This window comes from Bradyrhizobium sp. 76 (genome assembly GCF_023073025.1).
Classification (GTDB): Bacteria; Pseudomonadota; Alphaproteobacteria; order Rhizobiales; family Xanthobacteraceae; genus Bradyrhizobium.
On record NZ_JADPIS010000064.1, the window covers coordinates 81,627 to 101,038 of the forward strand.

A 19,412-nucleotide genomic window follows, 5' to 3' on the forward strand; every position below is an offset into this window, starting at 1 on the left:
CGGGCTTCTTGTCCCGGCCTTCCGTGCCTCACTGCATGGAAACGAAGACGTGGATGCCCGGGACACGCCCGGGCATGACGACTGGGATAGGCTAGCGGCTTGATCCAAGCGATCGAACCGCCGGGGTGAACGAAGAATGGCGTCACTTAAAGACATGCGCGTCCGCATCGCCTCCACCAAGGCGACGCAGAAGATCACCAAGGCCATGCAAATGGTCGCGGCGTCCCGGTTGCGCCGCGCCCAGCAAGCGGCCGAGGCGGCGCGGCCCTATGCCGACAAGATGAGCGCGGTGATCTCCAACATCGCCAGCGCTGCCGCCGGTTCGCCCGGCGCGCCGGTGCTGCTGGCCGGCACCGGCAAGGACCAGGTTCACCTGCTGCTGGTCTGCACCGGCGAGCGCGGCCTGTCCGGCGCCTTCAACTCCTCGATCGTGCGCCTCGCGCGCGAGCGCGCCCAGGCGCTGATGGCGCAGGGCAAGGAGGTCAAATTCTTCTGCGTCGGACGCAAGGGCTACGAGCAGCTCCGCCGCCTGTACGACAAGCAGATCGTCGAGCATCTCGACCTGCGCGGCGTTCGTCAACTCGGCTTCGTCAACGCCGAGGACATCGCCAAGAAGGTTCTGGCCCGCTTCGACAACGGCGAATTCGACGTCTGCACGCTGTTCTACGCGCAGTTCAAGTCGGTAATTGCCCAGGTCCCGACCGCGCAGCAGATCATTCCGCTGACCGTGGAAGAAAAGGCGGCGAACGCGCCGTCGACGTCCTACGACTACGAGCCGGAGGAAGACGAACTCCTCTCCGGCCTGTTGCCGCGGAATATCGCGGTGCAGATCTTCCGTGCGCTGCTGGAAAACAACGCCTCGTTCTACGGCGCCCAGATGAGCTCGATGGACAATGCCACCCGCAACGCGGGCGAAATGATCCGCAAGCAAACCCAGATCTACAACCGAACCCGTCAAGCCCAGATCACCAAGGAGCTGATCGAGATCATCTCCGGCGCCGAGGCGGTCTGACGCACGAACCAAACGACGGTCGTTCAAGTAAAGAATTTCGAAGGAGAGCTTCATGGCTACAGCAGCTACCCAGGTCGGTCGTGTCACCCAGGTCATGGGCGCCGTCGTCGACGTTCAGTTCGAAGGCCATCTGCCGGCCATTCTGAATTCGTTGGAAACCAGGAACGGCAACATCCGCCTCGTGCTGGAAGTTGCGCAGCATCTTGGTGAGTCCACCGTGCGCACGATCGCGATGGACGTGACCGAAGGTCTGGTCCGCGGCCAGGAAGTGACCGACACCGGTCAGCCGATCTCGGTTCCCGTCGGTGCGGGCACGCTCGGCCGCATCATGAACGTGATCGGCGAGCCGATCGACGAAGCCGGCCCGATCCAGTCCGAGGGCACGCGCGCCATCCATCAGGAAGCGCCGAGCTACACCGACCAGTCGACCGAAGCTGAAATTCTCGTCACCGGCATCAAGGTCGTCGACTTGCTCGCGCCCTATGCCAAGGGCGGCAAGATCGGCCTGTTCGGCGGCGCCGGCGTCGGCAAGACCGTGCTGATTCAGGAGCTGATCAACAACGTCGCGAAGGCGCACGGTGGTTACTCCGTGTTCGCCGGCGTGGGCGAGCGTACCCGCGAGGGCAACGACCTCTATCACGAGTTCATCGAGTCCAAGGTCAACGCCGATCCGAACAATCCGGATCCGAGCGTCAAGTCGAAGTGCGCGCTGGTGTTCGGCCAGATGAACGAGCCGCCCGGCGCCCGCGCCCGCGTCGGCCTCACCGGTCTGACCGTCGCCGAGCACTTCCGTGACCAGGGCCAGGACGTGCTGTTCTTCGTCGACAACATCTTCCGTTTCACCCAGGCCGGTTCTGAAGTGTCGGCGCTGCTCGGTCGTATCCCGAGCGCCGTGGGTTACCAGCCGACGCTCGCCACCGACATGGGCGCGCTGCAGGAGCGCATCACCACCACGCAGAAGGGTTCGATCACTTCGGTGCAGGCCATTTACGTTCCGGCCGACGACTTGACCGACCCGGCGCCCGCGACCTCGTTCGCGCATTTGGACGCCACCACGGTGTTGAACCGCGCGATCTCGGAAAAGGGCATCTATCCGGCGGTGGATCCGCTCGACTCGACCTCGCGCATGCTCTCGCCGCTCGTCGTCGGCCAGGAGCACTACGACACTGCGCGTCAGGTCCAGCAGGTGCTGCAGCGCTACAAGTCGCTGCAGGACATCATCGCCATTCTCGGCATGGACGAACTTTCGGAAGAGGACAAGCTGACGGTGGCCCGCGCCCGCAAAATCGAGCGCTTCCTGTCGCAGCCGTTCCACGTCGCCGAAATCTTCACCGGCTCGCCCGGCAAGTTCGTCGACCTCGCGGACACCATCAAGGGCTTCCGTGGCCTCTGCGAAGGCAAGTATGACCACCTGCCGGAAGCCGCCTTCTACATGGTCGGCACCATCGAAGAGGCGATCGAAAAGGGCAAGAAGCTGGCGGCCGAGGCGGCCTAAGCTGCGAAGGGCGAGCAGGGAGTAGCGAATAGTCGCGCTGCTCCCCCTCCATTCGCAATTCGCTACTCACCATTCGCAGGTTTCCAATGGCCACCTTCCACTTCGATCTCGTCTCGCCGGAAAAGCTCGCCTTCTCGGGCGAGGTCGACCAGGTCGATATCCCCGGCGTCGAAGGTGACTTCGGCGTGCTGGCGGGACATGCGCCGGTCGTGGCCGCGATCCGGCCCGGCATTCTCACCGTAACCACCGGCGGCAAGCACGAGAAGATCATCGTGCTCGGCGGTATCGCCGAAGTTTCCGACAAGGGCCTGACCGTGCTCGCCGACGTCGCGACCTCGCTGGCCGAGCTCGACCGCGCCCAGTTCGCCGCGACCGTCTCGGAGATGGAAGAGGGATTGAAGGAGCACGAAGGCAACGAGCTCGATCAAGCCATCGCGCGGCTCGACCACTTCAAGAGCATCCAGCAGCAGCTCAACAGCACGGCGATGCACTAAGCCCCGGTGCACTGCGCCGGGGCTCAAGCTACAAATTCCTGAATAAGTTCAGCGCTCGTCACGGAAGTGGCGGGCGCTGAAACTTTGTTGCACCGCGCCGCCGATAGCGCCATTCTGCGCCCGCGAACTTTGTTCCGGGGGCCGGCCGCAGATGAAACGCAAGATCGCAGCGATTTTCGCAGCCGATATTGCCGGCTATTCACGACTGGTCGCGGAAGACGAAGAGGAGACGCTGCGGCGTCTCGCCTCCTATCGCGAGGTCGTCGACGATTTCATTGCCAGGGCGGGCGGACGCATCTTCAACACCGCGGGCGACGCCGTGCTCGCGGAATTTCCAAGCGCGGTCGACGCGGTGCGCTGCGCGATCGACATCCAGGAATCCCTGCGAACCCGCAACATGGCCTATCCGCCAAGCCGGCAGATGTCGTTTCGCATCGGCATCACCATCGGCGACGTGGTCGAGCGCGACGGCGATCTGCTCGGTGACGGTGTCAATATCGCCGCCCGGCTCGAGGGCCTCGCCGAGGTCGGCGGCATCTGCGTCTCCCGGGCCGTGCACGAGCAGGTCGCCAACAAGCTGTCGGTGCAGTTCGCCGATATCGGCGCGCAGGAGGTCAAGAACATCCCGACGCCGGTGCACGCCTACATGGTGGCGATGCGGCGCGGAGACGGCAGCTACGCAACGCCGCAGATCAAGAAGGTGACAAAGGCCCCGCCCGCGCCGAACTGGATGTGGCCGCTGGTGGTCGGTGTCGTCTCCATCGTCGCCATCGGCGTCGGCGGCTTCCTCTATTTCACCAAGCTCGAGACGACGAGGGCGCCGGCGATCGCAGCGATCGTGCCAAGCCCTGTATCGAGCCCTGCGCCCAGCGTGGTTGCATCAACAGCGCCAAGCCCATCAGCCACCATGGCGGCGAAAGCGCCGATGCCCATGCCGGCACCATCGGCTTCGCCGATGGTCGGCAAGTTTCCCGCCGACAGCGTCCCCTTCATCAACGAGCGCATCCGCAACTACCTGGCGGGCGACTATTCCGCTGCCGGCGACTACAAGGCGTTCGCGCTCAATGTCGGCGGCTTCACCGGCGCGTCGTTGAATCAGCCGAACGAGGAAGCTGCGCGCAACGCCGCACTCGATCAGTGTCAGAAGCGCGCCGATGCCGCGCAGTCGCCGCGGCGCTGCGAGCTCTATGCGGTCGGCAACACTATCGTCTACACGCACGGCAAGCCGCCGATGCCGCTGCAACCGTTCGTCCGGCATGATGCCATGACCGAACGCGCCTTCGCCTCGAAAGACTTTCCGATGGTGCGTGATCCCGCCAAGGTCCGGCTCGAGAACATGTACGTGCCCGCGGCAAAATCCCGCGCGGTCGCGCTCGGCCCGGGCGGTCAATATTTCATGGTGATGGGCGCATCATCCGCCGAGGATGCCGCGCGGCGTTCGCTGGAATCGTGCGGCGCGATCGCCGGCGTCGCCTGCCTGGTCGTTGCGGTCGACGAGAATTTCGTCGTGCCGATCCCGACCCTGCTCCGGATCACCGGCTTCTTCCACGCGGCGTCCAACGCCTCGATTGTCGCCGATGCGCGCGACGAGGTGGTGCGCAAGCTCGCCGATGGCATGGGCTGGAACGCCGTCGCGGTCGGCACCGCGGGCCGGCCGGGCCTCGGTGTGAGGGCCGCCGACGAGCAGTCCGCCGTCAATTCCGCGCTCGCCGACTGCTCCAAGCGCGACAGCGATTGCCACGTCATCGCGATCGGCCCGTTCACGGTGGGACCGATCAACTAGGCTTTCGCAAATTTCCGGAAAAATTTCTCTAATGATTTCAACCCCGTTCTGCTGTGCATGGGGTTGTTTTCGCGTTTTTAGTTCGCGAAAGGCGCAAACTGCTGCGCCACGGCGCTGTACACGTGGCGGCGGAACGGCACCACGACGTCGGGGACGCGGTCGAGCCTCTCCCAGCGCCAGGCGTCGAACTCGGCGGGCTGGCCGTTGCGCGGCGTCAGCGGATCGATCTCGTCATCCTTGCCGGTGAAGCGCAGCGCGAACCACTTCTGGCGCTGGCCGCGGAATTTCGCCAGCCGATGCGTCTGCGGCCCGTCATAGGGCGGGAATTCGTAAGTCAGCCAGTCGGTCTCGCCGAGATAGGTTGCGCTCTTGACGCTGGTCTCTTCCCAGAGCTCGCGCAGCGCAGCGTCGCGCAAATCCTCGCCCTCGTCGACGCCGCCCTGCGGCATCTGCCAGTCCAAGCCCGGCAGGATGATCTCGGGGCCGTCGCCCTTGAAGCGGTGCCCGATCAGCACGCGGCCATCGGCGTTGAACAGCGCGATTCCGACATTGGGACGGTAGGGTTTTTCAGTGCTCACGCGTGGATCTCTCGTCATCATTTCAGGCGATGCATTAGCATCAAGCTGGAACGGCGACTTGAACTTAATCCTGCGCCAGCGGGGAAAATTCCTTCACCACGCGCTCGTAGACCGGGCGCTTGAACGGGACGATCAGCCCAGTCAGGTTCCTCATCGGCTCCCAGCGCCAGCTCACGAACTCGGCCTTGTGGCCGCCGCCGGGCTTTTCGACGTTGATCTCGCTGTCCTTGCCGGTGAAGCGGACCGCGAACCATTTCTGGCGCTGGCCGCGGTAGCGGCCCTTCCAAGTGCGCCCGGCGACCGTGCGGGGAATGTCGTAAGTGAGCCAGTCCGGAACCTCGCCGAGCCGCTCGACCGAACGCACGCTGGTCTCCTCATAGAGCTCGCGCTTGGCGGCCTCCCAATTGTCCTCGCCGGGATCGACGCCGCCCTGCGGCATCTGCCAGACATGGGTGTCATCGACATGCTCGATGCCGCCGGCACGCCGGCCGATGAACACCAGTCCGTCCTTGTTGAGCAACATCACGCCGACGCAGGTCCGGTAGGGCAGATCCTCGTAACGCGCCATTCCGCCAGACCTCTCGCATGCTGTCGGTAAGGCTGAAGCAGGCCCCGCGGGTCTGTGCCGTACCAATCCGTTGATTTAGCTGGATTTTGATTTCAGCATCGCGGTTGTCAATGGCACCAAAAGGATACCTCGGTCGCCCAATGTCTTGGTCCAGGCGCCAATGCGCTCGATCGAGACCGGGAGGGCGGAGGCGGTGCCCACGGCGACGCCGCGCTCGCGCGCCGCCGCTTCGAGCTTGGTCAGGGCGCGGTCGATCTCGGCCGGGGTCGGCACCGCGTCGATCGCGATATCGCCCTTGCCGAACGGCATCGCCAGGCTGCCGGCGGCCTGGGGCGCGATGCTGCGCGGCGAGGAGCCGTCGTCGAAGAAGCCGAGGCCGCGCTTGGCCGCCTCGCGGATGATCGGCTGCATCGCCGGCTCCGTTGCGATGAAGCGGGCGCCCATGAAATTGGTGAGTCCGGCATAGCCCTGCATCCGGCTCAGATGCCAATACAGCCGGTCCATGTTCTGGTCGGCACTGAGCGACGTCAGCAGCGTCTGCGGCCCCGGATCGTTGTCGGGGAAGTCATAGGGCTCCATCGGGATCTGGAGGAAGATCTCGTGGCGCTGGGCGCGGGCGCGCTCGGCGAGTTTTCCTGGATCGGACCCATAAGGCGTGAAGGCCAGCGTCACCGCCGCTGGCAGCCGCATGATGGCATCGGTGGTCTTGGCGGCGCCGACGCCGAGGCCGCCGATCAGGATCGCGACCACCGGCATCTTGGCGGCCTTGGCGCGGTCGGCATCCGCCGCATAGACGTTGAACGGCTTGAGGTCGCCGGAAATCGCGGGGATCATGCCGTAGCGCGATTTCTCGAGAAGTTTTGGGTCGATCCCGGCCATGACGGGCGGCGGTGCGGAGGCCGAGGCCGCCTCGCTCTTGCCGGCGGGATCGCCGCCGATCACCACGTCGTGGCGCGTGCCGGTGGAACCGTCGATCATGGTGACGGTCTTCTGCTCGCCCGCCTGCTTCGGCGCCTCCTTGGTCTCGTGCTTCGTCTCCTGCTTGCTGTCCTGACCGTGGCCGGAAGCGGCCGGCTTGTCATCACCCGCCTTGTCTGCGGCATTGGGCTCGCGGATCGCGAGCCGCGTCATCGGCTCGCCGCCGAGCGGATCCTTGTTGAAGATGGCGAAGCCGGCAAAGCTGACCAGGAACAGGCCGAGCAGGACAGCGAGCAGCTGCATGGCCGTGAACGGCAGCCGCAGCCGGCGTTTCCGGCGCGGCTTGTCCCGTCCGAGCGGGGCGCTCAGATCATCGGCCGTTTCAGTCATGCGCGATCCCGAATCACTCGAGACGACGATACCACGCCGAGGTCAAGCGGCGGCAGGCCGGGATAGGCCGGGATAGGCCGGGGATAGCAGGAGTTCCAAGCAAAAAGGGCGGCTCCGGGAGCCGCCCTTTTTCGTCAGATCGCGATGCGCCGACCTAGTTCGCCGCTTTGGGCTTGTCGGTCGTGGCCTTGTCGCCGCCCGGGGTGGGCGCCGCGGAGGCGCTGTTCTTGATGCCGTGGAGCAGATCGTCGGCGAGCTTGAGCGCCTTGTCGTCCTTGGCGTCCGGCGGAACGTAGGACTGCGAGCCGGTCTTCTCGTCGCCGTCGTTCTTGAGATGGCCGCGCAGCGAAGCTTCGCCCTTGGTGTCGGTGCGCGACTTCAGCTCGTCCGGCACGTCCTGCAGCACTTCGATGTCGGGCACGATGCCCTTGGCCTGGATCGACTTGCCCGACGGCGTGTAGTAGCGCGCCGTGGTCAGACGCAGCGCGCCGTTGCCGCTTCCGAGCGGAATGATGGTCTGCACCGAGCCCTTGCCGAACGAGCGCGTGCCGACGATGGTCGCGCGCTTGTGGTCCTGCAGCGCGCCGGCGACGATTTCCGATGCCGAAGCCGAGCCGCCATTGACCAGCACGATGACGGGCTTGCCCTTGGTGAGGTCGCCCGTATGCGCGGTACGGCGCTGGGTCTCCTCGGCATTGCGGCCGCGGGTCGAAACGATCTCGCCCTTCTCCAGGAAGGAGTCGGAGACGGTGACCGCTTCCTCGAGCAGGCCGCCCGGGTTGTTGCGGAGGTCGATGACATAGCCCTTCAGCTTGTCGCCGATCTGATTCGAGAGGTTGGCGACCTCGCGCTTCAGGCCTTCGGTGGTCTGCTCGTTGAAGGTGGTGATGCGGATATAGGCGATGTCGTCGGCCTCGACGCGGGCGCGCACCGAGCGGACGCGGATGTTGTCGCGCACCAGCGTGACGTCGATCGGATTGTCCTGGCCCTTGCGGATGATCTTGAGCTTGATCTTGGTGTTGACGGGGCCGCGCATCTTCTCGACCGCCTGGTTCAGGGTCAGGCCCTGCACCGCCTCGTCGTCGAGATTGGTGATGATGTCGTTGGCCATGACGCCGGCGCGCGAGGCCGGGGTGTCGTCGATCGGCGAGACCACCTTGATCAGGCCGTCTTCCATCGTGACTTCGATGCCGAGGCCGCCGAACTCACCGCGGGTTTGCACCTGCATGTCGCGGAAGCTCTTGGCGTCCATGTAGCTCGAATGCGGATCCAGACCGGTGAGCATGCCACTGATCGCGGATTCGATCAGCTTGGTGTCGTCGGGCTTCTCGACATAGTCCGAGCGCACGCGCTCGAAGACGTCGCCGAACAAATTGAGCTGGCGATAGGTGTCCGCCGTGGCGGCTCGCGCGCTGGAGCCCATGAAGACTGCGCGCGGTTGCGTCACGAACAGCGTCAGCGCCGCACCGGTGGCCGCGCTGAGGAGGATAACTGAAGTCTTGCGCATCATCCGCGAACCTTCTCGCCTTCATTTGCGGCCCACCATGGGCCTGGATCGATTGGAGTGCCGTCTTTGCGGAACTCGACATAGAGCACAGGTTGACTCGCGTTCGTGGCGAGAATGGAGGCGACTTGAGAAGTCGACCCCATGGTCGCGACAGGCTCCCCCGTGAGCACAAACTGACCGATGTTGACCGAAATGCGCTCCATCCCGGCGATCAGCACATGATACCCGCCCCCGGCATTGAGGATCAAGAGTTGTCCATAGCTGCGGAACGGGCCGGCATAGACCACCCAGCCGTCACACGGCGTCGTGACCTGGGAGCCGGGCCTGGTCGCCAGCGAAATGCCCTTCTGGACCCCGCCGAGCCCGTCCGAACCGCCGAAATCCCTGATCTTGTTACCGTTAACCGGAAGAGGCAGGAGACCCTTGGCTGCGGCGAAGGCCATCGCCGGGGTGGTCCGGGAGCGGTCCTTGAAAGCGCCGGGGCCGGTCTTGGCGCTGGCGGCCGCGTTTGCAGCCGCCTTGGCCTCGGCCTGCCTGGCCGCCTCGGCCGCCTTCTCGGCTGCCTTGGCGGCACTTTGCAGATCCTGCTCCATCTTGGCGATCAGCCCCTGGAGATCGCCGACCTGTCGTGAGAGCGCGACGGCGCGCGCATTCTCGGCGTCGAGGTCCTTTTCGCGCGACGCCTGCTGGCGCTGCCGCTCGTCGACCAGAGCCGCGAGCCGGGTCTGGTCGTTACGCACCTTGTCGCGGTCGGATGCGAGCTGGTCGCGCTCGGTCGCGATGGTCTTGCGCAAGGCCACGAGCTCGCCGAGCTCGCTTGCGATCTTCTCGGCACGACCGCGTAATTCCGGCACGACGGCACCGAGCAGCATCGCCGTGCGCAGCGATTGCAGGGCATCCTCGGGCCGTACCAATAGCGCCGGCGGCGTCCGCCTTCCGGCGCGCTGCAAGGCCGCCAGCACCTCGACGATGTCGGCGCGGCGTAAATCGAGCGAGCTGCGCATCGCCTGCTCGCGGCCGTTCAGCGATCGCAGCCGCACTTCGGCCTCGTCGATCTTGGTCTCGACAGTGCGCACATTGGCGGCGGTGTCGATCAATTGTTGATTGAGCTGGGTGCGGTCCTGGCTGAGCGAGGTGATCTCGGCCTTGAGCTTGGCCTGCGCTTCCTCCGCGCTCTTCTTGCTGGCGCGCGCGGCTTCGAGCTCCTGCTCGCGCTGCTTGATCGCATCGGGCGCGACGGCCGCAGTCTGCGGTGCAGGCGTCTGAGCTTGCGCGAGGCTTGCGCCCAAAATACTTGAGCCCAAAACGCCGGCGATCAGCAGCAGGTTGAGAATTGGCGCTCGCATCGCTTTAAGCAAAGGTGCTCGTTGTGGCGCGGATCACGCGCGGTGATAGGGGTGGCCGGCCAGAATGGTGGCGGCCCGATAAAGCTGTTCCAGAAGCATGACGCGGACCATTTGATGCGGCCAGGTCGCAGAGCCGAACGCGATCGCGAGCTTGGCCTTACGGCGCAATTCGGGCGAAAGTCCGTCCGCCCCTCCGATCATGAAGATAGTATGACCGGCACCCTCGTCGCGCCAGCGCCCGAGATGCCGTGCGAATACGGTCGAATCCAGATTCTGGCCGCGCTCGTCCAGCGCCACCAGGACCGATTTTTCGGGAACATGCGCGGAGATCGCCGCCGCCTCTTCGGCCATCCGCGTCGCAGTATCGCGCGCGCGGCTTTCGGGCAATTCGTGGATGGCGAGCTCGCGGAATCCGAGCTTGCGGCCGGCCTCGTCGAACCGCTCGAAATAGCGCTCGGCAAGCTCCCGTTCGGGGCCCTGCTTCAGCCGACCCACCGCAATGACGGCTATGCGCATGATATGTTCAGGGTCGTGTTTTCTGGACCGCGCGCGATCTGCGCGCGCACGACGCTAGCATGCGCGTCAGCCGATTCGAAATCGGCCAGCAGCCTCTCAGATCGCCTTCGCCGCCCCTGGGCCCTGCGTGTACAATCTCTCGAGACTGTAGAACTCGCGGACCTCGGGTCTGAACACGTGCACGATCACATCGCCGGAATCGATCAGCACCCAGTCGCAATGGGGCAAGCCCTCGACGTGGATGTTCTTGATGCCGTTTTCCTTGAGGCCTTTGGCGACGTTCTCCGCGATCGCGCCGACGTGCCGGTTGGCCCGGCCGGTGGTGACGATCATGTAGTCGGAGTAGGCCGATTTGCCGCGAAGGTCGATGGTGACCGTCTCTTCCGCCTTCATGTCGTCGAGGCGGGAGAGGATCAGGCTCAGCGTCTTGTCGGCGTCGGGTTGCGCCTTCAAGGCCGCAGCTTTGGTCGATGTTTTACGCGTCGGCTTGGCAACCTTGGGTAAAACAGACTTCGGTGAAGCCGTCTTGGGTGAGGCTGTCTTGGACAATACAGATGTGGTCAGGGACCATTCCTTTCACTGTATCGCGAACGCCGAATCCGGCGCTCACTGGTTACACTACATCATGTGGGGTTAAGGGTTTCAATATGCCAGAGAGCCCGAAGGCCACATGGCGTTCGCACAATCTGACTCACTTCGTACCTTTCCAGCTTCCGTCCGGGTTCCGTAAGCCGGTCGACGAGAGATTCAGCTTCATTCCGGTCAGGAACACCCAGGCCGGGGCGGCCCGATCCGCAAGCAATGGCGCCTCATTCTCCGGCATCCGATAGCGCCTGAGCGCCTGGGCGGCGGGAGAGGCGAGGGCGCGAAAACTCTGCGGCGGGCGGTCGATGACCGCGATCGGTACTTGACCGGCGATGCGCCGCCAGTGCTGCCAACGATGGAATTGAGCGAGGTTGTCGGCGCCCATGATCCAGACAAAGCGCAAGCCCGAGAGGCGGCGGCGCAAGGTGTTGATCGTGTCGATGGTATAGCGCGTGCGAATGACGGATTCGAGACAGCTCACCTCGATCCTGGGATCGTCGGCCATTTCGCGTGCCGCCTGCATGCGCTCGCCGAGCTCATGCAGCGCGCCGTTCTCCTTCAGCGGATTGCCTGGCGTCACCAGCCACCACACGCGATCGAGCTGGAGACGTTTCAGCGCGAACTGGCTGATCGCGCGATGGGCCTGGTGCGGCGGATTGAACGAGCCGCCGAGCAGGCCGATGCGCATGCCAGAGGTATGGGTCGGTATGGCCTGCGCGAAGAAACGTGGCGCGACGAAATTGTTGCTCAATGCCCCGCGCCCTGCGTCGTCTACGGCCGCGTCTGCCCGGTGCCGTGAACGCGATATTTGAAGCTCGTCAGCTGCTCGGCGCCAACCGGGCCGCGGGCATGGAATCTGCCGGTGGCGATGCCGATCTCGGCACCGAAGCCGAACTCGCCGCCGTCGGCGAACTGCGTCGAGGCGTTGTGCAGCACGATCGCGGAATCGACCTCGCTCAGGAATCTTTTCGCAACGGTCTCATCGGCGCTCACGATCGCATCGGTATGATGCGAGCCGTGGTTCTGGATATGCGCGATCGCGCCGTCGACGCCGTCCACCACCTTCGCTGCGATGATCGCATCGAGATATTCGGTGTCCCAATCGTCCGCGCTCGCTGGTTTGACGCGCGGATCGGTCTTTTGCACGGCGTCGTCGCCGCGCACTTCGCAGCCGGCCTCGATCAGCATCTCGATCAGCGGCTTGAGGTTTTTACCGGCAGCGGCGCGATCGACCAGCAGCGTCTCGGCGGCGCCGCAGACGCCGGTGCGGCGCATCTTGGCGTTGAGCACGATCGATTTCGCCATGGCGAGGTCGGCGCTGCCGTCGATATAGACGTGGTTGACGCCTTCGAGATGCGCGAACACCGGCACGCGCGCTTCCTGCTCGACACGCGCAACGAGGCTCTTGCCTCCGCGCGGCACGATCACGTCGACGGCGCCGTCCAATCCCGACAGCATCTGGCCTACCGCCGCGCGGTCGCGCGTCGGCACCAGCGTGATTGCGGCCTCGGGGAGGCCCGCTTCGCGCAGGCCCTGCACCAGGCAGTCGTGGATCGCGCGGCAGGAGCGGAAACTGTCGGAGCCGCCGCGCAGGATCACGGCATTGCCGGACTTCAGGCACAGAACGCCGGCGTCCGCCGCAACGTTCGGCCGGCTCTCGAAGATCACGCCGACGACGCCGAGCGGCACGCGCACGCGCTCGATGGTCATGCCGTTCGGCCGTTGCCAGCTCTCGGTGACGATGCCGACCGGATCGGCAATGCCGCGCACGATGCCGATGCCCTCGGCCATGCCCTCGACCCGCGCCGGCGTCAGCGTCAGGCGATCGATGAAGGACGAGGTAGCGTTGCCGGAGGCGCGGGCCTCGGTGACGTCCTCGGCATTGGCGGCAAGGATCGCGGCCGCGTTGTTGCGGATCGCCCGCGCCATGGCCTCGAGCGCCCGGTTCTTCTGCTCCGGCGGCGCCAGCGCCAGCACGCGCGCGGCAGCGCGGGCACGGGTACCGAGATCGGTCATCAGCGCCTGAAGATCGGCATTGCCGTCGACGGCTTTGAGGGGGGCGGCCATGGGAGTTTCAACCTTCTGCTAAGGCAGTGTCCTAGCACGGAAATCCCGCTTTTGCGAAGGGCGGCAGGATATGGCAGGTCTCCCGGTGTTGTGCCACCTCGGCCACTGGCCCAGCTCCGACGTCATGGCCGGGCTTGTCCCGGCCATCCACGCCTTGCCGCCAGCAAGAAAGAACGTGGATGCCCGGGACAAGCCCGGCATGACGGTTTGGGCGCCTGCCGAGCGTTACCCGCCCATCACCAGATCATCGCGGTGGATCATCTCGGACCTCCCGCTGATGCCGAGGATGGCCATGACATCCGGGGAGGAGCGGCCCTTGATCCGCTCGGCATCGTCGGCGTCATAGGCGATCAGGCCTCGGCCGACCTCGCTGGTGTCGGGGCCGCGGACGATCACGGCGTCGCCGCGGGCGAACTGGCCCTCGACCTTGACGACTCCGGCCGGCAGCAGGCTGGCGCCCGCGCGGAGCGCCGCGACCGCGCCGGCGTCGATGGTCAGCGTGCCCTTCGGCTCCAGCGAGCCCGCGATCCAGCGTTTTCGCGACGTGATGGGATTGGCCGGCGTCAGGAACCAGGTGCAGCGGCCGCCATCGGCGACCGCCTGAAGCGGATGCTCGATCTTGCCCGAGGCGATCAGCATATGCGTGCCGCCGGTGGTCGCGATTTTTGCGGCTTCGACCTTGGTGCGCATGCCGCCGCGCGACAGCTCGGACTCGGCGTCGCCTGCGACAGCCTCGATTTCCGAGGAGATGCTGTCGACGACCGGAATGAGCTTGGCGTTCGGGTTGTTCTTCGGCGGAGCGTCGTAAAGCCCGTCGATGTCGGACAGCAGCACCAGCAGGTCCGCGCTCGCCATCGTGGCGACGCGCGCGGCGAGGCGGTCGTTGTCGCCGTAGCGGATCTCGTTGGTGGCGACCGTGTCGTTCTCGTTGATCACGGGGATTGCGCGCCACTCCAGCAGCTTGCCGATGGTGGAGCGCGCGTTGAGATAGCGGCGGCGCTCCTCGGTGTCCTGCAGCGTCACCAGGATCTGGCCGGCGCCGATGCCGTGGGCGCCAAGGACCTCCGACCAGATCCGCGCCAGCGCGATCTGACCGACGGCAGCCGCCGCCTGGCTCTCCTCCAGCTTCAGCGGGCCGCGCGGCAGTTTCAGACGGCTGCGGCCGAGCGCGATCGAGCCGGAGGACACGACGAGCACGTCACGTCCCTCGCGATGCAGCTTGGCCATGTCGTCGGCGAGCGCGGCAAGCCAGGACGCGCGCACCTCGCCCTTGTCGGAATCGACCAGCAGCGCGGAGCCGACCTTGACGACGATGCGGCGGAATTGACTGAGTTCGGGGCTGGCCATGTGTGTACGTGCTGGCGCGTGTGAGGATTGCTCAAGCTATGGAACGGCGGAGCAAACAGCGGCGCCGGTAAGGCCTGCTTTTTGCAGCAGGACGATGGCCCGCGCAAGGCGCCGGCATGGTAAAGGATGAACGCCGGGTTGTCCCGGGCGGCCGTCCGGCTCTCATGCTGCCAACCATAAACGGTGGAGGAAACCAATGGACCGCCGCAAATTCATGGCCCGTTGTCTGGGCCTGCCGCTACTGGCGCAGGTGGGAGCGACGCGAGCACAGGCTGGGCTCACCAAAATCATCTTCCCGTTTGCGGCGGGAGCGGGCGGCGACACGCTGTGCCGGCTGATCGCGCAGGAGATGGCGCCGGCGCTGCAGCGGACCATCGTGGTCGAGAACCGCACCGGCGGGGACGGCCTGATCGGCATCAAGGCGGTGAAGGGGGGAAGCCCCGACGGCAGCATGGTGCTGGTGACGACCGGGCCCACGATGTACCTGCTGCCGATGGTGGAGACGATTCCGAGCTTCGATGCTGCCAAGGATTTCCTCCCGGTATCGCTGCTGGCGCGGTTTGAATTCGCGCTGGTGATCAGCCCGGCGGTTGACGCTGTGGACTTCAAGTCGTTCGTGGCCTGGCTGAAGGCACATCCGGACAGGACCTCGTTCGGCGTACCCAGCAGCGGCACCATTCCGCATTTCATGGGCTCGAAGCTGGAGAAGGACCTCGGCATTCCCTTGAGCCGCGTGCCTTATCGCGGCAGCGCAGCTATCCTCAACGACCTCGTCGGCGGCCATGTTCCGTTCGGGATCACCACGCTGGCCGACGCGCTTGCGCAGCATCGCGCCAAGGGCGTGAAGATCATCGCGGTGAGCAGCGCCGAACGTTCACCCTTTGCTTCGGAGGTGCCGACCTTGAAGGAGAGCGGCATCGATCTCGTCGCCGACGCCTGGTACGGCATGTGGCTTCCTGCCGGCAGCTCGCCGGAATTCGCGAGCAAGCTCGGCGCTGCCGCAAGCGCCGCGCTCGCCAAGCCCGAGGTGAAGGAAAAGCTCACCGCAATCGGGCTGATCCCGGTCGGCAGCAGCGCGGAAGGTCTGACGAAGGAGCTCGCCGCAAACACCGCCTTTTGGCAGCCGATCGTGAAGGCGACGGGATACAAGATCGAGAATTAGTTTCTGTTTCCGCTCTACGCCGTCATGGCCGGGCCTGTCCCGGCCATCCACGTGCACCGCCACTTGACGCAAGACGTGGATGCCCGGGTCGAGCCCGGGCACGGCGAGCCGAGAGAGCGTCGTTCCGCTCACCTACAGCTTCGCGCGCTGTTCAATTCCGTCCTTGATTGACGCCAGCTCCGCCTCATCCCAGATGCCGATCAGGATGCCGCCCTTCACCTGCAGCTGGTTGTCGGCGTAGGCGGCGATCTTGTCGCGCGAGGTCGTGATGTGGTCGTTGGGATGCAGCGCCCAGTCGAACAATTCCGCCTGCAGTCGCGCGATGATGCCGGCGCACTCGGGGTCGTCGCCGCGATCCAGAAACTCTTCCGGGTCGGTTTCGAGGTCGTACAGCATCGGGCGGAAGCCTGAGGCGTGGATGTATTTCCAGCGGCCGTCGAACACCATGAACAGGCGGCAGCGTTCGATCGGCTGGTTCAGCTTCAGCCGCACGTCCTGCATGACATAGTCGTATTCGGAGAACGCCACCTTGCGCCAATCCGGCGGACTCTCGCCGCGCAGCAGCGGCAGCAGCGAGCGTCCCTCGAGGATATGGCCCGGCACCTTGCCGCCAAAATAATCGACGAAGGTCGGCGCGAGATCGATGGCTTCGACCAGAGCATCGTTGCGCGTGCCGCGCGTCGCATCCGCCTCCTTCGAGGGATCAATGACAATCAGCGGAATCTTCGCCGACTGCTCGTGGAACAGATCCTTCTCGCCCATCCAGTGATCGCCGAGATAATCGCCGTGATCGGAGGTGAATACGATCATGGTGGTGTCCGAGAGGCCGCGCTCCTCCAGGAACTTCATCAGCACGCCCATCTGGTCGTCGATCTGGGTAATCAGGCCCATATAGGTCGGGATCACCTTCTCGCGGGCATCGTCGCGCGCCATGTTGCGGGAGTAGCGCATGTCCATATAGGCGCCGAACACCGGATGCGGATTCTGCCGCTCGCGCTCGGAGCGGATCACCGGAATCATGTCTGATGTCGAATACATGCTGGCGTACGGTTCGGGCGCGATGTAGGGCCAGTGCGGCTTGATGTAGGACAGATGCAGGCACCATGCCCTGCCGTCGGTCTCGGCCTCGGTGATGAAGTCCATCGCGCGCCGCGTCATGTAGGGCGTCTCGGAATGCTCGTCCGGCACGCGCGCGGCCTTGTCGGCATGCACGAGTAGCCAGCCGTTCTGGAGCGAGCCGTCCTCGGCCGCGCCGGAATTGGCCCAATGCTCCCAGGGATTGGGCGCATCAAAACCCTGCTGGCGCAGATATTCGTCGTATTTCGGACGCGGCCTTCCGGTGGGATGAAGGCCGTCGTCACGCTCATAGGGCTCGAACCCGCATTCGGCGACATGCACGCCGATCATCGATTCCGGCGGGATGCCGAGCGCCTTCATGCCTTCGAGATCGGGCGCCATGTGGGTCTTGCCGACCAGCACGTTGCGCACGCCGAGCTTCTTGAGGTGATCGCCGAGGGTGGGCTCGCCGATGCGCAACGGCCAGCCGTTCCAGTGCGAGCCGTGCGAGCGCATGTAGCGCCCGGTGTAGAACGACATCCGCGAGGGACCGCAGATCGGCGACTGCACATAGGTCTTGCTGAACAGCACGCCGCGCTTCGCCATGGCGTCGATGTTCGGCGTCTTCAGCGTGGGATGGCCGGTGCAGCCGAGATAGTCGTAACGAAGCTGGTCGCACATGATCCAGAGAACGTTCTTCGCGCGCGCCATGAATCATCCCTGCCGTTTCTTGATTGCTGGATGCTGCGCTATCGGAACGCCGGTGACAACCTCTCCCAACGTCGTCCCGGCGAAGGCCGGGACCCATACTCCTCAGCAGAAGTCGTGGCGCAAGACGGCAATGACCAATCTTCGCCAAATCGCGTTCGGTGGCTATGGGTCCCGGCCTTCGCCGGGACGACGAATCACACCGACCAAGGCTCCGCTTCGGCCGCGCTCTTCGCTTTCGCAGACACCGGGCTCTCGCCGATCACGTCCGCCAGGGCGCGCAGCGCTTCCTGCACGCCGTCGCCGGTGACCGCGGAGAGCAGCAGCGGCGTCTTCTTGGCGGCGCGCTTCAGCCGCTCCTTCTGCTTCTTCAACTCGTCCGGCTCGACCGCGTCGATCTTGTTCAGCGCGACGATCTCGATCTTGTCGGTGAGCTGTCCGGCATAGGCGTCCAGCTCGGTTCGCACCGTCTTGTAGGCCTTGCCGGCGTGCTCGCAGGTCGCATCGATGAGATGCAGCAGCACGCGGCAACGCTCGACATGGGCGAGGAAGCGGTCGCCGAGACCGACGCCTTCATGCGCGCCTTCGATCAGGCCGGGAATGTCAGCCAGCACGAATTCGCGGCCGTCGGCATTCACGACGCCGAGCTGCGGATGCAGCGTGGTGAAGGGGTAGTCAGCGATCTTCGGCTTGGCCGCGCTGACCTTGGCGAGGAAGGTCGATTTGCCGGCATTGGGCAAACCGACGAGGCCGGCATCCGCGATCAGCTTCAACCGCAGCCAGATCCAGCGCTCCTCGCCGGGCTGGCCGGGATTGGCATTGCGCGGCGCGCGGTTGGTCGAGGTCTTGAAATGGGCGTTGCCGAAGCCGCCATTGCCGCCTTCGGCCAGCACGAATTTTTCGCCCACCGTGGTGAAATCGTGGATCATGGTCTCGCGATCTTCGTCGAAGATCTGCGTGCCCAAGGGGACCTTCAGCACGATCGACTTGCCGTTGGCGCCGTGGCGGTCCGAGCCCGAGCCGTTCTCGCCCTTCTGCGCCTTGAAGTGCTGCTGGTAGCGATAGTCGATCAGCGTGTTCAGCCCGTCGGCGACCTCGATGATGACATTGCCGCCGCGGCCGCCATTGCCGCCGGAGGGGCCGCCGAATTCAATGAATTTTTCGCGGCGGAACGCCACGCAGCCGTTTCCGCCGTCGCCGGAGCGGATATAGACCTTTGCTTCGTCTAGGAATTTCATGGGCCATAGGTAGGCCAGCCGGTCCCGCGCGGCAACCCGGATAGACCCGCAAATCGGCCGAAACCCGGCGATTTGTGGCCTTGCTTAACCACAGGACGACGTCAGAGGGGCCGGCGCCGGATCAGGAATTTCTGCGTGCCATCCAGCACCAGCTCCTTGCGCTGGTTGAACACGGTGCTTTTGAGCGTCACGGCGCCGGTCGAGCGTCCCGGCACCAGCTCGGTGACCTCGAGCGCGGGATAGATTGTATCGTCGGCGAACACCGGTTTGAGGAACCGGCTGGATTGCTCGAGGAAGCCGACCAGGGAGTCCTCGACCATGAACGGAAACAGGCCCGCGCCGGGTGCGGTGTGGATCAGCGTCTGGAAACCGTGGGCGAGCAGATGCGGCATGCCGCGGCTGCGGCAATACTCCACATCGTAATGCACCGGATGAGTGTCGCCGCTCGCGGTCTGGAAGGCCGCGAACACGGCCGTCGTCTGCGTGCGGCTCGGCAGCACGAAGCGCTCGCCGACCACGAAATCCTCAAACCAGCGTTGCGCGGGGATCATGCGATGCCGGGCCGGGTCGAAGTCGGTCATGGCTAAGCTCTTTCCTGGCTCTTTCGTTCGGTGTCGCCCATCGCTACCGCGACGCGAAGAC

General features: G+C 65.1%; 18 protein-coding genes. 5 read left to right on the top strand and 13 right to left on the bottom strand.

The window, feature by feature from the left end:
* Nucleotides 1-136 precede the first annotated feature (136 nt).
* The 4 genes from IVB48_RS15430 to IVB48_RS15445 all read left to right on the top strand — a co-directional run bounded on the left by IVB48_RS15430 (nucleotide 137) and on the right by IVB48_RS15445 (nucleotide 4,784).
* Nucleotides 137-1,012: a F0F1 ATP synthase subunit gamma gene (locus IVB48_RS15430; protein WP_027566413.1), complete on the top strand. Its 876-nt coding sequence runs from the start codon at nucleotides 137-139 to the stop codon at nucleotides 1,010-1,012.
* A 52-nt stretch (nucleotides 1,013-1,064) separates the two neighbouring features.
* Entirely contained in the window at nucleotides 1,065-2,507 is a 1,443-nt protein-coding gene (atpD, locus tag IVB48_RS15435) for a F0F1 ATP synthase subunit beta (protein WP_027566414.1), read from the top strand.
* A gap of 86 nt (nucleotides 2,508-2,593) precedes the next feature.
* The gene (locus IVB48_RS15440; RefSeq protein WP_027566415.1) at nucleotides 2,594-3,001 is read left to right on the top strand and encodes a F0F1 ATP synthase subunit epsilon; all 408 of its coding nucleotides are present in this window, start codon (nucleotides 2,594-2,596) and stop codon (nucleotides 2,999-3,001) included.
* A 151-nt stretch (nucleotides 3,002-3,152) separates the two neighbouring features.
* Nucleotides 3,153-4,784 carry an adenylate/guanylate cyclase domain-containing protein gene (locus IVB48_RS15445; RefSeq protein ID WP_247400634.1) on the top strand — a complete coding sequence of 544 codons (1,632 nt, stop codon included), beginning with the start codon at nucleotides 3,153-3,155 and terminating at the stop codon, nucleotides 4,782-4,784.
* A gap of 77 nt (nucleotides 4,785-4,861) precedes the next feature.
* On the opposite strand, the gene IVB48_RS15450 is transcribed toward IVB48_RS15445, so the two are convergent.
* The 10 genes from IVB48_RS15450 to proB all read right to left on the bottom strand — a co-directional run bounded on the left by IVB48_RS15450 (nucleotide 4,862) and on the right by proB (nucleotide 14,606).
* A complete protein-coding gene (locus IVB48_RS15450; RefSeq protein WP_063992361.1) occupies nucleotides 4,862-5,362 on the bottom strand; it encodes an RNA pyrophosphohydrolase in 501 nt (166 codons plus the stop codon).
* Nucleotides 5,363-5,426: 64 nt separating this feature from the next.
* The gene (locus tag IVB48_RS15455) at nucleotides 5,427-5,930 is read right to left on the bottom strand and encodes an RNA pyrophosphohydrolase (protein WP_027566418.1); all 504 of its coding nucleotides are present in this window, start codon (nucleotides 5,928-5,930) and stop codon (nucleotides 5,427-5,429) included.
* A gap of 75 nt (nucleotides 5,931-6,005) precedes the next feature.
* Complete coding sequence (locus tag IVB48_RS15460; protein ID WP_247358162.1) at nucleotides 6,006-7,238, bottom strand: divergent polysaccharide deacetylase family protein; 1,233 nt, start codon at nucleotides 7,236-7,238, stop codon at nucleotides 6,006-6,008.
* A 154-nt stretch (nucleotides 7,239-7,392) separates the two neighbouring features.
* Nucleotides 7,393-8,748, bottom strand: a complete 1,356-nt coding sequence (locus IVB48_RS15465) for a S41 family peptidase (RefSeq protein ID WP_018459850.1) — start codon at nucleotides 8,746-8,748, stop codon at nucleotides 7,393-7,395.
* A complete protein-coding gene (locus IVB48_RS15470) occupies nucleotides 8,745-10,091 on the bottom strand; it encodes a peptidoglycan DD-metalloendopeptidase family protein (protein ID WP_247400635.1) in 1,347 nt (448 codons plus the stop codon). Before IVB48_RS15470 ends, IVB48_RS15465 begins: the two co-directional genes overlap by 4 nt.
* Nucleotides 10,092-10,124: 33 nt before the next feature.
* The gene (rlmH, locus tag IVB48_RS15475) at nucleotides 10,125-10,607 is read right to left on the bottom strand and encodes a 23S rRNA (pseudouridine(1915)-N(3))-methyltransferase RlmH (protein ID WP_027566421.1); all 483 of its coding nucleotides are present in this window, start codon (nucleotides 10,605-10,607) and stop codon (nucleotides 10,125-10,127) included.
* Nucleotides 10,608-10,703: 96 nt separating this feature from the next.
* The gene (gene rsfS / locus IVB48_RS15480) at nucleotides 10,704-11,060 is read right to left on the bottom strand and encodes a ribosome silencing factor (protein WP_247400637.1); all 357 of its coding nucleotides are present in this window, start codon (nucleotides 11,058-11,060) and stop codon (nucleotides 10,704-10,706) included.
* Between the two features lie 238 nt (nucleotides 11,061-11,298).
* Nucleotides 11,299-11,943 (bottom strand): nicotinate-nucleotide adenylyltransferase, encoded by a 645-nt coding sequence (locus IVB48_RS15485; RefSeq protein WP_247358160.1) that lies wholly within the window; start codon nucleotides 11,941-11,943, stop codon nucleotides 11,299-11,301.
* 20 nt (nucleotides 11,944-11,963) lie between these two features.
* Entirely contained in the window at nucleotides 11,964-13,259 is a 1,296-nt protein-coding gene (locus IVB48_RS15490) for a glutamate-5-semialdehyde dehydrogenase (protein WP_247400639.1), read from the bottom strand.
* Nucleotides 13,260-13,484: 225 nt separating this feature from the next.
* Nucleotides 13,485-14,606 carry a glutamate 5-kinase gene (gene proB / locus IVB48_RS15495; RefSeq protein ID WP_247284906.1) on the bottom strand — a complete coding sequence of 374 codons (1,122 nt, stop codon included), beginning with the start codon at nucleotides 14,604-14,606 and terminating at the stop codon, nucleotides 13,485-13,487.
* 196 nt (nucleotides 14,607-14,802) lie between these two features.
* Between proB and IVB48_RS15500 the strand changes: the two genes are divergently transcribed.
* Complete coding sequence (locus IVB48_RS15500) at nucleotides 14,803-15,768, top strand: Bug family tripartite tricarboxylate transporter substrate binding protein (protein WP_247400641.1); 966 nt, start codon at nucleotides 14,803-14,805, stop codon at nucleotides 15,766-15,768.
* 132 nt (nucleotides 15,769-15,900) lie between these two features.
* Here the strand turns inward: IVB48_RS15500 and IVB48_RS15505 are convergent, their stop codons facing one another.
* The 3 genes from IVB48_RS15505 to IVB48_RS15515 form a co-directional block, all read right to left on the bottom strand.
* Nucleotides 15,901-17,535: an alkaline phosphatase family protein gene (locus IVB48_RS15505; RefSeq protein ID WP_247400643.1), complete on the bottom strand. Its 1,635-nt coding sequence runs from the start codon at nucleotides 17,533-17,535 to the stop codon at nucleotides 15,901-15,903.
* A 194-nt stretch (nucleotides 17,536-17,729) separates the two neighbouring features.
* Nucleotides 17,730-18,770, bottom strand: a complete 1,041-nt coding sequence (gene obgE / locus IVB48_RS15510; RefSeq protein ID WP_027566428.1) for a GTPase ObgE — start codon at nucleotides 18,768-18,770, stop codon at nucleotides 17,730-17,732.
* Nucleotides 18,771-18,871: 101 nt separating this feature from the next.
* The gene (locus IVB48_RS15515; RefSeq protein ID WP_027566429.1) at nucleotides 18,872-19,351 is read right to left on the bottom strand and encodes a MaoC family dehydratase; all 480 of its coding nucleotides are present in this window, start codon (nucleotides 19,349-19,351) and stop codon (nucleotides 18,872-18,874) included.
* Between the last annotated feature and the right edge of the window lie 61 nt (nucleotides 19,352-19,412).

What these genes read in the sequence shown, in the direction of transcription:
- IVB48_RS15430 (WP_027566413.1), top strand. Translation starts at nt 137, where the DNA reads ATGGCGTCACTTAAAGACATGCGCGTCCGCATCGCCTCCACCAAGGCG.
- atpD (WP_027566414.1), top strand. Translation starts at nt 1,065, where the DNA reads ATGGCTACAGCAGCTACCCAGGTCGGTCGTGTCACCCAGGTCATGGGC.
- IVB48_RS15440 (WP_027566415.1), top strand. Translation starts at nt 2,594, where the DNA reads ATGGCCACCTTCCACTTCGATCTCGTCTCGCCGGAAAAGCTCGCCTTC.
- IVB48_RS15445 (WP_247400634.1), top strand. Translation starts at nt 3,153, where the DNA reads ATGAAACGCAAGATCGCAGCGATTTTCGCAGCCGATATTGCCGGCTAT.
- IVB48_RS15455 (WP_027566418.1), bottom strand. Translation starts at nt 5,930, where the DNA reads ATGGCGCGTTACGAGGATCTGCCCTACCGGACCTGCGTCGGCGTGATG.
- IVB48_RS15460 (WP_247358162.1), bottom strand. Translation starts at nt 7,238, where the DNA reads ATGACTGAAACGGCCGATGATCTGAGCGCCCCGCTCGGACGGGACAAG.
- IVB48_RS15465 (WP_018459850.1), bottom strand. Translation starts at nt 8,748, where the DNA reads ATGATGCGCAAGACTTCAGTTATCCTCCTCAGCGCGGCCACCGGTGCG.
- IVB48_RS15470 (WP_247400635.1), bottom strand. Translation starts at nt 10,091, where the DNA reads ATGCGAGCGCCAATTCTCAACCTGCTGCTGATCGCCGGCGTTTTGGGC.
- rlmH (WP_027566421.1), bottom strand. Translation starts at nt 10,607, where the DNA reads ATGCGCATAGCCGTCATTGCGGTGGGTCGGCTGAAGCAGGGCCCCGAA.
- IVB48_RS15490 (WP_247400639.1), bottom strand. Translation starts at nt 13,259, where the DNA reads ATGGCCGCCCCCCTCAAAGCCGTCGACGGCAATGCCGATCTTCAGGCG.
- proB (WP_247284906.1), bottom strand. Translation starts at nt 14,606, where the DNA reads ATGGCCAGCCCCGAACTCAGTCAATTCCGCCGCATCGTCGTCAAGGTC.
- IVB48_RS15500 (WP_247400641.1), top strand. Translation starts at nt 14,803, where the DNA reads ATGGACCGCCGCAAATTCATGGCCCGTTGTCTGGGCCTGCCGCTACTG.
- IVB48_RS15505 (WP_247400643.1), bottom strand. Translation starts at nt 17,535, where the DNA reads ATGGCGCGCGCGAAGAACGTTCTCTGGATCATGTGCGACCAGCTTCGT.
- obgE (WP_027566428.1), bottom strand. Translation starts at nt 18,770, where the DNA reads ATGAAATTCCTAGACGAAGCAAAGGTCTATATCCGCTCCGGCGACGGC.
- IVB48_RS15515 (WP_027566429.1), bottom strand. Translation starts at nt 19,351, where the DNA reads ATGACCGACTTCGACCCGGCCCGGCATCGCATGATCCCCGCGCAACGC.